Annotated in this window: 6 protein-coding genes; all 6 read left to right on the forward strand. The window is 48.0% G+C overall.

Annotated features, from left to right (window positions below; translation table 11 throughout):
* Window positions 1–237: 237 nt before the first annotated feature.
* The 6 genes from ABWU87_RS00885 (at window position 238) to ABWU87_RS00910 (ending at window position 14,285) form a co-directional block, all read left to right on the forward strand.
* Entirely contained in the window at window positions 238–4,278 is a 4,041-nt protein-coding gene (locus ABWU87_RS00885) for a hybrid sensor histidine kinase/response regulator transcription factor (protein ID WP_353332381.1), read from the forward strand.
* 152 nt (window positions 4,279–4,430) lie between these two features.
* Complete coding sequence (locus tag ABWU87_RS00890; protein ID WP_353332383.1) at window positions 4,431–5,711, forward strand: DUF4995 domain-containing protein; 1,281 nt, start codon at window positions 4,431–4,433, stop codon at window positions 5,709–5,711.
* Window positions 5,712–5,722: 11 nt separating this feature from the next.
* A complete protein-coding gene (gene hepC / locus ABWU87_RS00895; RefSeq protein WP_353332385.1) occupies window positions 5,723–7,786 on the forward strand; it encodes a heparin-sulfate lyase HepC in 2,064 nt (687 codons plus the stop codon).
* Window positions 7,787–7,815: 29 nt separating this feature from the next.
* The gene (locus tag ABWU87_RS00900; protein ID WP_353332387.1) at window positions 7,816–11,013 is read left to right on the forward strand and encodes a chondroitinase family polysaccharide lyase; all 3,198 of its coding nucleotides are present in this window, start codon (window positions 7,816–7,818) and stop codon (window positions 11,011–11,013) included.
* A gap of 46 nt (window positions 11,014–11,059) precedes the next feature.
* The gene (locus ABWU87_RS00905) at window positions 11,060–12,631 is read left to right on the forward strand and encodes a sulfatase family protein (RefSeq protein WP_353334494.1); all 1,572 of its coding nucleotides are present in this window, start codon (window positions 11,060–11,062) and stop codon (window positions 12,629–12,631) included.
* 13 nt (window positions 12,632–12,644) lie between these two features.
* Window positions 12,645–14,285 carry a Tat pathway signal sequence gene (locus ABWU87_RS00910; protein WP_353332389.1) on the forward strand — a complete coding sequence of 547 codons (1,641 nt, stop codon included), beginning with the start codon at window positions 12,645–12,647 and terminating at the stop codon, window positions 14,283–14,285.
* Window positions 14,286–14,288: the final 3 nt, after the last annotated feature.

A 14,288-nucleotide genomic window follows, 5' to 3' on the forward strand; every position in this document is an offset into this window, starting at 1 on the left:
AACAAGCTTCGTCATCATGTGAGTGAGTATCGTGGCATCTAGTTTTTATTATTTAGTATTAAGCCCCGCCATCGTTTATGCGACAGCGGGGCTTTTATGTTTTCTATGGCCAATGTCAATGGAAGGTGAACAGATATGACCAAACTTTGAACGAATATAGACCTTAATTATAAATGTTTTCTTTAAATTTGGCCATTAATTCTTATTTGAATGTTAACTAAAGTTTGATAAGTTAAAATGAAAATCCCCCGTATATTGCTTTTGAATCTTTTTTTGTTTCTTCTCATTTCTTTCAATGCTCAATCCGAAGAGAATAATCCAATCAGCTTTTCTCAGATATCGCTGAACGAAGGACTCTCGCAAAGTACCATCTTCTCCATTGCGCAGGACAAAACCGGTAACATGTGGTTTGCCACGTACGATGGACTGAATAAGTTCGACGGATATTCGTTCACCGTATACCGTCACGACTATTCGGATGCAAACAGTATTGCAAGCGATATAGCGAAGGTGCTGAAGATTGACAGCAAGGGGGTGCTGTGGATTGGAACACGTGAAGGGCTGTCGTGCTACGACGAGAAGAGGGATAACTTCAAGAACTATTTCTATAAAAGCAATATGCAGGTAAACGCTATTGGCGAGGTGAAGGAGGATATGCTGATACTGGGAACATCGAAGGGAGTGCTCTTCTTTGACTGCAAACAGCAGAAGTTTATTAGGCCGGCAAACCAGAAGCTGGCGGCACTCACGGCTAACTACATAACAAAGTACAACGAAAAAATATACATCGGGACGGACAATGGCGTGATGGTCTGCTCGCCCGAAGGTAATAACCTGCAAATGCTTTCGCCGGCACTGGCTGGAAAAAAGGTGCAGTGCATGCTGAGGCAGTCGGACTACAAACTGTGGATTGCCACCGAAGGGGCGGGGCTCTATATGCTGAACCTGAGAACAAGGCAGATGAAGAACTACCGTAGGGAGGCGAGCAACGGCAAGAGCCTGAGCTCGGACTACATACGCTCGCTGGCACTGGATGCGCAGAACCGGCTATGGATTGGAACATTCAATGAACTGAATCTGTATAACGACCAGACCGACTCGTTCCAAGCCTTCAGGAGTAATCCGGTGGAGGAGGGAAGCTTGTCGCAGAACTCGGTGCGCTCCATCTTCCAGGATGCGCAGGGGGGAATGTGGTTCGGAACCTATTTCGGTGGATTGAATTACTATCATCCGCTGAAGAACAGGTTTGGGCACATCAAGCGTATTCCTTTCCAGAACTCGCTGAACGATAACGTGACAAGCTGTATCGTTGAAGATAGAAACGGGAATCTCTGGATTGGGGCAAACGACGGGGGACTGAACTTCTACAACGCGAAAACGAAACAGTATTCAAACTATTCGCTGAAAGGCGGAGAAGGACCCGGCTCGGGATCGAACAATGTGAAGGCGGTGTGGCTCGACGAAAAGAATGGGCTGGTTTACATCGGTACGCATGCCGGAGGGCTCAGCGTGCTGCACTACGGCTCGAAACAGATTGACCATTACAACATGCGCAACTCAGGCTTGCAGGATGAGAATGTGTATGCCATAATTCCTGCACAGAACGGTGAACTGTGGCTGGGCACGCTGAAAGGGCTTGCCCGATTCAATCCGGCAAAGAGAACCATTACGCCGGTGAATAGCGCCTACGGTGGAAAGAGCATTGCCAACGGAAGTGTGACGGTGCTGTGCAGGGATTCGAAAAACAGACTCTGGGTAGGTGGTGAACGGGGATTGAACGTGTACAAAACAGACAGGCTGATTGACTTCAGCTACATCATATCGGGCGACAAGCAGTTGCGCGAGGCTTTTGTGAACTCCATCATGCAAGACAAGGAGGGAAGGGTCTGGATTTCTACAAGAAACGGACTCTTTGTCTACAACGATAAGACAGGAAAGATAAAGCATTACACCACGAAGAACGGACTGCCCAATAATGTGATATACGGAGTGCTGGAAGATAGCTACGGAAGGATGTGGATAAGCTCCAATAAGGGGCTGAGCTGCCTTACTCCGGATAATGATACTTTTAGAAACTATACGCAATCGGACGGCATACAGAGCAACCAGTTCAACAACTACTCTTTCTGTCGCACCCGAAGCGGGGAGATGTATTTTGGGGGAATAAACGGAATCACAGTATTTAGACCGGAGTTGCTGATTGACAACCCCTATGCACCGAAAGTGTTGATTAACGACCTGAAGGTGTTTGGCAGAAGCGTGCATCCGGGAGATGATACGGGTATTCTGGATGAGAATATCTGCATGGCGGAAGGCATAAAGCTGAAAGCTTCGCAGTCGTCGTTCTCGCTCGACCTGGTGGTGTTTAACTACATTTCGGGCAAACACAACACCTTTGCCTACAAGCTGGAGGGGTATGATAAGGATTGGAATTACCTGACCGACGGACGGACAGTGTTTTACTCCAACTTGCCATCGGGAAACTATGTATTAAAGGTAAAGGCGGCAAATAGTGACGGAAAGTGGAACGAAGCGCCTACCGAGCTGAAAATAAGGATTATGCCGGTGTGGTATAAATCGTGGTGGGCGATAATTCTTTTCATGGCTATTGCCGCGGGAATTACAATGCTGGTGTTCCGCTACCTGCTGATGCGCAAGAATATGGAGGCTCAGCTGCACCTGGAACGTATGGAGAACGACAAGCAGCAGGAACTGAGCCAGATGAAGCTGAGGTTCTTCATCAACATGTCTCACGAACTGCGCACTCCGCTGACGCTGATTCAGGCACCGCTGCAGGAGTTGCTGAGCCGGATTAACGATAAATGGGCGCGCAAGCAGCTGGAGCATATTGAACGGAATGCAAACCGACTGCTACACATGGTGAACCAGCTGATGGACTACCGCAGGGCGGAACTGGGGGTGTTGCAGTTGAAGGCTGCCGAAAGGGATCTCAACGAAACGCTTCAGCCTATTATTCTGCTGTTTGACAAGATTGCCCGGAGAAAAAAGATAGAGTACATCTTCCAGTCGGAAATAGAGAAGAAAAAGATGCTGTTTGACCCCAACTATCTGGAGATCATTGTGAATAACCTGCTTTCGAATGCGTTTAAGTTTACACCCGAAGGAGGGACAATTTCCGTTAAGACCGAGATTGAGGACAACAACCTGCTGATATCGGTGAGTGATACGGGTATTGGTATTCCGGAGGAGAAGCAGAAACTGATTTTTGAACGATTCTATCAGGCGGATTGCGAGCAGTTTGGAACGGGTATCGGATTGTCGCTGGTGAAGTGTCTAGTGGAGTTGCACCATGGTACCATTACGCTGGTGAGCAAAAAGGATTGCGGCAGTACCTTTATTATATCTATTCCTCAGAACCGGGATCTATACCATCCGGCAGAACTGACCCGCAACGAGGGCGAAGAGGCTGGTTATCACTCCATTAATCAAACCGAATCGTTCTTCACCGATATTGAGGTGAGCAAGGCAGAGGTGGATGAAGCCGAAACGGAAGAAGGAAAAAAGAGAACCGTGATGGTGGTGGAAGATAACAGTGAAATTCAGGACTTCCTCAATGAAGGGCTTTCGCGCCATTTCAACGTACTGAGGGCTTCGAACGGCCAGGAAGCGCTGGAAGTGATGAAGAATGCGGATGTGGATCTGATTATTACCGATGTGATGATGCCGGTAATGGATGGTATAAAGCTGTGCAGACAGGTGAAACGCAACCTGCAGACCTGCCATATACCGGTGATTATCCTGTCGGCCAAGGGTAATGTGGAAGACCAGATGGAAGGACTGCAGGTAGGTGCCGACGACTACATACCGAAACCATTCTCGCTGAGCGTGATGATTGCTAAGATAAACAACATGCTGCATACGCGCTACATGGCCATTGAACACTATTCTAACTCAATGGAGATTGCTCCGGAAGAGGTTACATTCAATGTAATGGACGAGGAATTGCTGAAAAAGGCCATCACCGTGGTGCAGAACAACATGGATAATATAGAATTTACCACTGATGAGTTTGCACGGCAGATGAACATGAGCCGCACCAACCTGCACCTCAAGATGAAAGCCATTACCGGTGAGCCTACCAACGAGTTTATACGTAAAATGAGGTTCAACGAGGCTGCCCGGTTGCTGAAGGAGGGACGCTATAATGTGTCCGAAATAAGCATGATGGTGGGCTTTAACACGCCGTCTTATTTTGCAACCTCGTTCAAGAAGTATTTTGGCTGTTTGCCCTCTGAATACGTGAAAAAGGGGCGTTGATAACAAAACTAATAGTAAATTCAACAAAATTAAAAGTCGTTGCACCTGTATTTAATTCGTTTCAACACATCTGATTGCCTTGTTGTTATTGCCTGATTAAATTTGTAACGTTGAATAGTACAATTTAAAAAGGATATAATAATTTGATTCAGATGAAAAAAAGATCATTAGTTATTGCATCGCTATCGGCTGTTCTGTTAAGTTCGTGCATGAAGCCCGCTTCTGACAAGTACGACTGGATTAAAAACGGCATCGACGTTGCATCTTACCAGCTAAAGTTAACAAGTGAGGAAATTGCCGATTCGGCTAAGCTGCCTCGCTCGGTTTGGAACAGTACGAACGTGGACTTCCTCAGCAGTCAGCTTGGAAGAGGCAAGGAAACATTCCAGGATTCGTTGAGAAAGATAGCGCCCCAAAAGATAGGGAAGCGGAAACTGGTAAGTCCGTACGACTGGACCAGCGGTTTCTTTCCCGGAAGTCTGTGGTATGTGTATGAGCTGACAGGCGACAATTACTACAAGAATGAGGCTTCGCGCTTTACCAACCTGCTGAACCCGGTGAAGGAGTACAACGGTACGCACGACCTGGGATTCATGATGTATTGCAGTTATGGCAACGCGGAAAGACTCTCTCCAAACGACACAATTCCTCAGGTATTGCTTCAGACAGGAAACAACCTCATCTCACGCTTCAACCCCGAAATAGGATGTATCCGCTCGTGGGATTTTGGCAAGTGGAACTTCCCGGTCATTATCGATAACATGATGAACCTGGACCTGCTCTTCTACCTCAGCAAATATACCGGCAACAACAAGTACATGGATGTGGCTATCAAACATGCCAATACAACCATGAAAAATCACTTCCGCAAGGACTATACCTCATATCACGTAGTGAGCTACAATAATGACGGAAGCGTGCAATGCAAACAAACGCATCAGGGAAAAAATGATAGCAGTGCATGGTCGCGCGGACAGGCTTGGGCGGTTTACGGATACACTGCTTGCTACCGCGAAACAAAGAACAAGGTGTACCTCGATTTCGCACGCAAGATTGCCGATATGATTATGGCACGGGTGAAGACTGACGACCTGGTTCCGCTTTGGGACTACGATGCTCCGGAAACGGCAAAGACTCCGCGCGATGCTTCGGCTGCTTCGGTAACTGCTTCTGCCTTTGTTGAACTGAGCACAATGACCCCCGACGGAGGTAAATACCTGGACTATGCCGAGAAGGTTCTGAAATCTCTCTCAAGCGATAAGTACCTGGCTAAGAAAGGATCCAACGACGGATTTATACTGATGCACTCCACTGGCTCGCTGCCTCACGGATCGGAAGTGGATGTTCCGCTCAACTATGCCGATTACTACTACCTCGAGGCATTGAAAAGATACATGGACCTGAAAAATATTAAATACAAAGACCTCTTATAAACAATAATACTATGAAAAAGAGAATTAATTATATTTGCTTGATTGTATTGCTGCTATTGCCTAAACTAATGTGGGCACAACAACTAAGAACGGAAGTGTTTGATCTGCTCGACCTGAATCGCCCGGGACTGGAAGAGGTGAAGAAGCTGCACAACAAGGGACAGGACGAAAAGGCTGCGGAAGCGCTGCTGAAATACTACAAGAACAGAACATCGGTGAAACATCCGGATGTGAATCTTGCGAAGGTGAAGATAAGCAAGGAGGAACAGAAATGGGCAGACGATGCGCTGAACCATACCTTCTTTGTACATAAGGGATATCAACCTTCCTTGAACTATGGCAAGGACATCAACTGGCAATACTGGCCTGTAAAGGACAACGAACTGCGCTGGCAGCTACACCGCCACAAATGGTTCACACCAATGGGAAAGGCATACCGCCTCAGTGGAGACGAGAAGTATGCCAAGGAGTGGGCATTGCAGTACATGGACTGGATTAAGAAGAATCCGCTGATTCCTTTGAAGAAGAATGAGTACGAGATGCAAACCAAACCATTCAGCGACAGCATCAAGGAGAATGTACGCTTTGCATGGCGTCCGCTGGAGGTGAGCAACCGCCTGCAGGACCAAACGGCTCAGTTCCTTTACTTCATCTCATCGCCCAGCTTTACTCCCGATTTCCTAACGGAATTCCTGATGAACTATCACAAACATGCCGTACACATCATGGGCAACTATTCGGACCAGGGAAACCACCTGCTGTTCGAAGCGCAACGCATGATTTACGCCGGAACATTCTTCCCCGAATTTAAGGAAGCCGAAACCTGGAGAAGAAGCGGTATCGATATATTAAATAAGGAGATCAATGTGCAGGTATATAAAGACGGCGGACAGTTTGAGCTGGACCCTCACTACCATCTGGCTGCCATTAATATTTTCTACAAGGCAATTCAGATTGCGGATGTGAACAATTTCAGAAATGAATTTCCACAGAGCTACCTCGATACAGTAGAAAAGATGATTATGATTTACATTAACTACTGTTTCCCCGACTATACCAACCCATGCTTCAGCGATGCCAAGATTACCGATAAGAAAGAGATTATTGATAATCTGAAGACATGGAGCAAGGTGTTCCCTCAGAATAAACAGATTCAGTATTTTGCAACTGAAGGCAAGAAAGGTGAACTGCCCGATTATTTGTCGAACGCATTTAAAACATCCGGATTCTATGTTTTCCGCAGCTCATGGGGAGACGATGCCACCATGATGGTACTGAAGGCCGGACCAAAAGCTTTCTGGCATTGTCAGCCCGATAACGGAACATTCGAACTGTGGATGAATGGAAAGAACCTCTTCCCCGACTCCGGAAGTTATGTATACGAGGGTGAAGGAGAAGTTTCACAACTTAGAAAATGGTTCCGCCAGACAAAGGTGCACAACACACTAACGCTGAACAATGCCAACCTGGATTCTACAGAATCAGTATGCAAACTGTGGAACGGAAAAGGGAATATCCAGAAGCTGGTAGTGGAAAATCCATCGTACAAAGGATTGAAACACAGACGCTCGGTGTTCTTTGTGGATAACAAATTCTTTGTGATTGTAGACGAGGCTGTGGGCAACGCGAAAGGAAATGTGGCAATTCACTATGGACTGTGCGAAGGAAAGACAAACCTGGATAAGGAAAACATGACCGTGGCATCCGACTTTGACGGAAACAGCAACGTGGTGCTGAAATGCTTCGGACCAAAAGGAATGACTATGAATAAGGAAGAGGGATGGAGGTCGAAGACTTACCGCGAAAGAGCGGAACGTACCTCTGTGGCTTTCGAAACTCAGAAAAATACAGATGAGGCTGTACGCTATATCACAGTGATTTATCCTGTAACCGACAAGAACGAACAGCCAGCTATCTCGGCTCAGTTCAACAACAAATCGTACAGCGACAACTCACTCGACATAACTGTAAAAGTAGGCGTAGAAAAAAATAAACTAGGCGTTGAAAATAAAAAAGAAGGCGTAGAAAATAAAAAACTAGGCGTGAAAAACTACAAGCTTAGCTATAAGTATTAACCCCGACCTTGCCTACTATAATACAGGTTATGAAAAACAAATTTATATATCCACTGATACTAACCCTGCTCTTTGGAGCAAAGACTTCACTCTTCGGGGCAGTAATATCCTTTGAGGATAATACTGTGCCTGCAGGATGGAGTGCGGAGAAAGGAAGCCTAGCGGTAAGTACGGTGAAAGCTAAATTGGGAAACTACTCCCTGCGCTGGAACTGGCAGGCGGGCGATGCAATGAACGCGGTGAATGCCGACGGACTGGCTGCTGCGTCTACACTGAAAGGAGGGGGTATCTCTGTATGGGTTTACAACTCGGCTGCTACCAATCAGCCGGCTGTGTTCTCATTCTATAACAGCAGCAACCAGAAGAAGTGCGAAATCTCCTTCAACCTCAATTTCAGGGGATGGAGATGCCTTTGGGCCGATTTCGGAAGAGACATGGGGCACGACCTCACCGCGCTGACTACCATGAAGGTATCGGCGCCGGCTTCGGGAAGCGGAACGCTCTATTTCGATTTCCTGGAGTTCAGAGCCATCTCGTGGGAAAAGATGTCCGACTTTCAGTACAAGGTGAACCTGTACGACGGCATCAACGATTATCTGGCTATCAGGAACACACCGCCGGCAGCTCCCGTAACACCTACGGATGAAGAACGGAATGCCTTCGGCCTGATTAAGGAGCGCATGGACAAATGGTATCTGGGCGATGGTACGAACAGCAGCGACGCTTCGTACGCAAAACGACTGAACGCCGTGAAGAGTTATGTTAAGACGGGAGTAACCAACTTTGGCAGGAATATTACGCTGACACAGGCGGAGGATGGTACGGTAAACGGACCCGGACTCTTCCCGATGGACTATCACGGCACAACGGTGGACGGTGTGGCGCTGACCAGTTTCCGGGGAGTGAACGAAAACTACCTGCTTCAGCTGGCGTACGATTTCCGGATGAATGGCACAACAGCCAGTCGCGACAATCTATTGAAAGCATACGACTGGTATTACGACCAGGGATGGGCAGACGGTAGTGCGCTGGGTACGCTCCGGTTTGAGATGCTCCGCAGCGCGGGATTCTTCCATTCGGCCTTCCTGATGAGGGATCAGCTGACGGATGAGCAGTTTAAAAGAATATTCGATTCGTTCAACTGGTACACACTTTTTGGAACGGTTTACAAAGATACGCAGAATGACGGGGAGTTGGCCGACTATATTCGTACGCTGGCTTATCCAAAGTTGTGCTACGCACTTACGTTGAAGGACGAAGCGCAAAGAACAGCTGCCATGAAGGCTTTCCAGGGATATATGGACCATGCGTTGAAAACGGCTCCGGGATTTCTGGGAACGCTGAAACCGGATGGCTCGGGCTATCACCATCATGCACCTTATTATAGTGCTTACTATCCCGATGTGCTCTATGCCGGATGTCTGCTCTATTATATGCTGCACGATACTCCTTTTGCACTGAGCCAGGAGTCGTACCAAAACCTGAAGAAGGCATTGCTTACCTTCCGTTTTTTCAGCGGAGAGTACAATGTTCCGGTGGCTACCTGCGGACGTTTCCCCAATCAGACAGATGTGCTGCAACAGCTTTTGCCGGCATTTGCCTACCTGATTCTGTCGGAAGATACTCCCGATACCGAATTGTTGGGAGCTTACAAAAGGTTGTGGAACCCCGACCAAGCGTTGGTAAACGCCTATATCTCGAAGGCCAGAACGGATATCTGCTATTCTAACTCACTTGGTGAGATGGATGCGCTGATTGAGGCTTCTAATTTGAATGCCGCTGCTGCAGAGAGCAATCCGGTGGGTACAAAATTCCTGCCTTTCTCCGGACTGCTGGTGGTGCGTCAGAACGACTGGATGGTAACCGTGAAAGGGTTCAGCAAGTATATCTGGGATTTCGAGGCTTCTACCACAGAAAATATCTACGGCCGGTACCTGAGCTATGGACAGACTGAATACAGCGACCTGAAGAATCATTACCGAAGCTATGATGGAAGCAATGCCAACTGGGACTGGCGTCAGCTGCCCGGTACCACAGCCAAGGCGTTGTCTACCACCAGCCTTGATTTCAACAAGGTGGGCAAGCACCGTTGCTTCTCCGATTCCCCCTTCCTGGGCGGGATAGGTTTCGACGACCGTTGCGCGGTGTTCAGCAACAGGCTGCACGATATTACTTTCGATAAGAGCTTCTACGCCGACAAATCGGTCTTTGTATTCGGAAATGCGCTTTACTGCATGGGAAGCGGAATAAACAGCAGCAGTACCACTGTTCAGTTTAATACCACTCTTTTCCAGAACAGACTGGATGTAAACGCATCGCCCTTCTACCTGAACGGGAATGAAATAACCGGCGATGTATCCAGTGTATCGGGCAATCCGGTGATTAAGGATAACTTCGGCAATGCCTTCATTGTGAACGAGGGTCTGACGGATATCAAGAAGAACGCTACCTATTGCATGGCATACATCAACCACGGTAAGATACTCTCAGACGGAAAGTATGCTTATACCTGGCTGATAGGTGCGGATGATAATCTCATAAATAATTATAAAAACAGCTCGCCAATTATTCTGTTGAAGCAGGATAACACAGCTCATGCCGTTTATCATGCCGGCGAAAAGGTGCTGGCGGCTTCCTTGTTCAGGGGATACACCGTTGTGGATGCCCGGGAAATTCATCAGGCAAACAAACCTCTGATTGTGATGATGAAGGAGAAGGAGGGAGGCATGTACGAGGTGGCAATCACCAATCCGGACATGGACCGTGAAATTCCTTTTGCTGCTACTAACGATAATGTGACCGATGCCATGGCGGCCGTGCCGGGAACCGCTTCTACAATTACGCTGGAGCTGAACGGAACTTTCGAAAAGGCGGATGGCAACAGCGGAGTGAGCGTAACCTCTTCCAAAGGGATAACCACGCTGAGCTACGACTCGTCAAAAGATGGCGAAACCTACAGGGTTGTATTGAAATCGCTGACATCGGGTATCAACAATCTGCAGAACTCGCAGGCAATCGTAAGCACGGTTGGCAATAGGGTGGTGGTTAGCTTCCCCGATTCATGCGAGCATTCCGTGGAGCTGATTCAGTCGGACGGAACCCTGCTGGCAAGTAAGCAGGAGGCATCGGCTGTAAGCACGCTCGATATGGCGGATTGCGGCAAGGGTGTTTACATGGTGCGTGTGATGACAGGGGGCAAAACCCTGATGTTTAAAGTGCTGAGATAATGATATGAAGACTATGAATAGCTATAAAAACTATATTTTTCCGGTGATGGCGGTGGCATGTTCCCTGAACTGCACCGCCAAGGAAAAGGTAAAGCGGCCGAATATCATCTTTATGATGACCGACGACCATACAACACAGGCAATATCCTGTTACGGCAGTAAGCTGGCTTCGACCCCTAACCTGGACAGACTGGCCAATGAAGGGGTACGCTTTGACAATTGCTATGCTACGAATGCTCTTTCGGGACCTTCGAGGGCCTGCATCCTGACCGGGAAATTCAGTCACGTAAACGGATTTACCGATAATTCGAGCGTGTTCAACGGCAATCAGCCTACCTTCCCTTCTTTGTTGCGGAAGGCTGGCTACCAGACTGCCATCATTGGTAAATGGCACCTTATATCGGAACCGAAAGGGTTCGATTACTGGTGCATCTTAACCGGACAACATGAGCAAGGGGATTACTACAAGCCCGATTTCTGCGAGAACGGGAAGGATATTCAGGAGCAAGGGTACGTAACGGATGTGATTACCGATAAGACCATTGACTTCCTGGAGCACAGGGACAAGAGCAAACCCTTCTGTGTGATGTATCACCAAAAGGCGCCTCACCGCAACTGGATGCCGGCACAGAGATACTTGGGCATCTTCAACGACCGGGTGTTTCCGGAACCCGAAAACTTGTTTGATGATTACAGCGAACGGGGACGCGCGGCGAAGGAACAGGATATGTCGATTGCAAAAACCATGACCGATGCGTGGGACCTGAAGCTGCTGACACATGATGAGATTATGAAACTGCCTGATGATAACAAATTCAAGAAGGTATATACACGAATGACACCGGCGGAAATGGCAAAATGGGATTCGACCTATGCTGAACGTATAGCACAGTTTCGCAAGGGTGGCATGAACGATAAACAGCTGATAAGCTGGAAGTATCAGCAGTACATGCGCGATTATCTGGCTACTGCCCAGGCGGTGGACGAGAATGTGGGCAGGCTGCTTGAATACCTGGAAAAAACCGGGGAACTGGATAATACGATTATCGTTTATACCTCCGACCAGGGATTCTTCCTGGGCGAACACGGATGGTTCGACAAGCGGTTTATGTACGAGGAATGTCAAAGGATGCCTCTGATGGTGCGCTATCCGAAGGCGATAAAGCCGAAAAGCGTATCGAACGCCATTTGCATGAATGTGGATTTTGCACCTACCTTTCTTGATTTTGCAGGGATTCCTGTCCCGGCCGATATTCAGGGACATTCGCTGAAACCTGTTCTGCAGGGCGAAGGAAAGGCTCCTGCCAACTGGAGGAAGGCTGCCTATTACCACTATTATGAATATCCGGCGGAACACTCTGTGAAACGTCATTACGGCATACGCACAGCGGACTTCAAACTGATTCATTTCTACAACGATGTGAACGAGTGGGAGATGTACGACCTGAAGAAGGACCCGCGCGAAATGCACAATGTGTTTGGAAAACCGGCATACGCAAAGGAGCAGCGCAAGCTGATGAAATTGCTTCTGGAAACACAGAAGCAGTACAAGGACACCGACCCTGAAGAGAAGGTGCATGTACTATTTAATGGGAATAAAGTTAACCAGAATAAATAAACTGACTAATATTATGGATAGAAGAAAGTTTTTAAGAAATGCCGGATGGTCGCTTGTGGGACTGGCAGCATCGGGAAACCTGTTTGCAGCCGACAAGTGGAATGGTAAAGATGTAAAGAAGATACTACCTTCGGCAAGCAATCTGAAAATGTATTGGGGAGATTTACATAATCACTGTAACCTAACATACGGTCACGGAGATATGCGAACCGCTTTTGAAGCGGCGAAAGGACAGCTCGACTTCGTTTCGGTAACCCCTCATGCCATGTGGCCCGATATTCCGGGTGCCAACGACCCTCGCCTGAACTGGGTGATTGATTATCACACCGGCGCATTCAAAAAGCTGCGCGAAGGTGGCTGGCAGAAGTATGTGGCAATGACCAACGAATATAACAAGGAGGGAGAATTCCTCACCTTCCTTGGCTACGAATGCCACAGCATGGAGCATGGCGACCATGTGGCACTGAACTACGACCTGGATGCTCCGTTGGTGGAGTGTACTTCGGTTACAGATTTAAAGCAGAAGCTGAAGGGCAAGAAGGTATTTGTTACTCCTCACCACATGGGTTATCAGGAAGGTTACAGAGGATATAACTGGAAGCACTTCAGTGAAGGGGAACAGACTCCGTTTGTAGAGATGTTCTCGCGTCACGGACTGGCGGAAAGTGACATGGGCGATTATAACTACCTGCACGATATGGGACCCAGACAGTGGGAGGGAACCATTCAGTACGGTTTGAGCCAGGGAAAGAAATTTGGTATCATGGGCTCTACCGACCAACATGCCGGTTATCCGGGAAGCTATGGCGACGGAAGGATTGGTGTACTGGCATCGTCCCTGAAACGTGGAGAGATATGGGATGCACTGAAGAACAGACATGTGTGCTGTGCAACGGGCGACAAGATAAACATCGACTTCAGGCTGAATGATGCCTTTATGGGCGATGTGGTGAAGGGAAAAAGCCGCAGGATATACGTCAACGTGGAAGGAGCAAGCTGCATCGACTACGTGGATATTGTGAAGAACGGCAGATGCATTGCCCGCATGAGCGGTCCGCAGACTCCTGTAATGCCGAAAGAAGAGAACGTGCACTGCAAGGTGAAGGTGAACTTCGGATGGAATAGGGAGCAGGCGGTAGTATCCTGGAACGGAAAGCTGTCTCTGAACAAAGGCAAGCTGAATAGCGTAACGCCCTGTTTCCGGGGAGCTGCCTTTACCTCGCCTCAGGAAAGCGACCTGAAGAAAGGACATGTTTTCGAAACGAAGGTAAACAAGATACTATCTTCCAATGAGAAAGAAACGGAACTGGAAATCTATACATCGATGAACCCGAACACTACGACACCTGCCATGCAGGGGGTTATCCTGGATGTGACAATGCCGAAAGACGGGGTGATTGCCGCTGAGTTTAACGGTAAGATGTTTAAGCACTCGCTGGGTGAACTGTTGGAAGGTACCCGGGCTCATTTCATGAGAGGGTGGCTGAGCGAAGCTATTCAGTTTGAACGTGCCATGCCTGATAGTTGCTATCGCATTGAGCACTTCATGGAAGATACGGAACAAGAGAAAGATACGGATTATTATTATGTGCGTGTTCGTCAACGTGACCAGCAATGGGCATGGAGTTCGCCAATCTGGGTAGAAAGGGGATAGGCG

Origin of the sequence: Bacteroides sedimenti (assembly GCF_040365225.1) — a bacterium.
In the GTDB taxonomy this organism is placed as follows: Bacteria; Bacteroidota; Bacteroidia; order Bacteroidales; family Bacteroidaceae; genus Bacteroides; species Bacteroides sedimenti.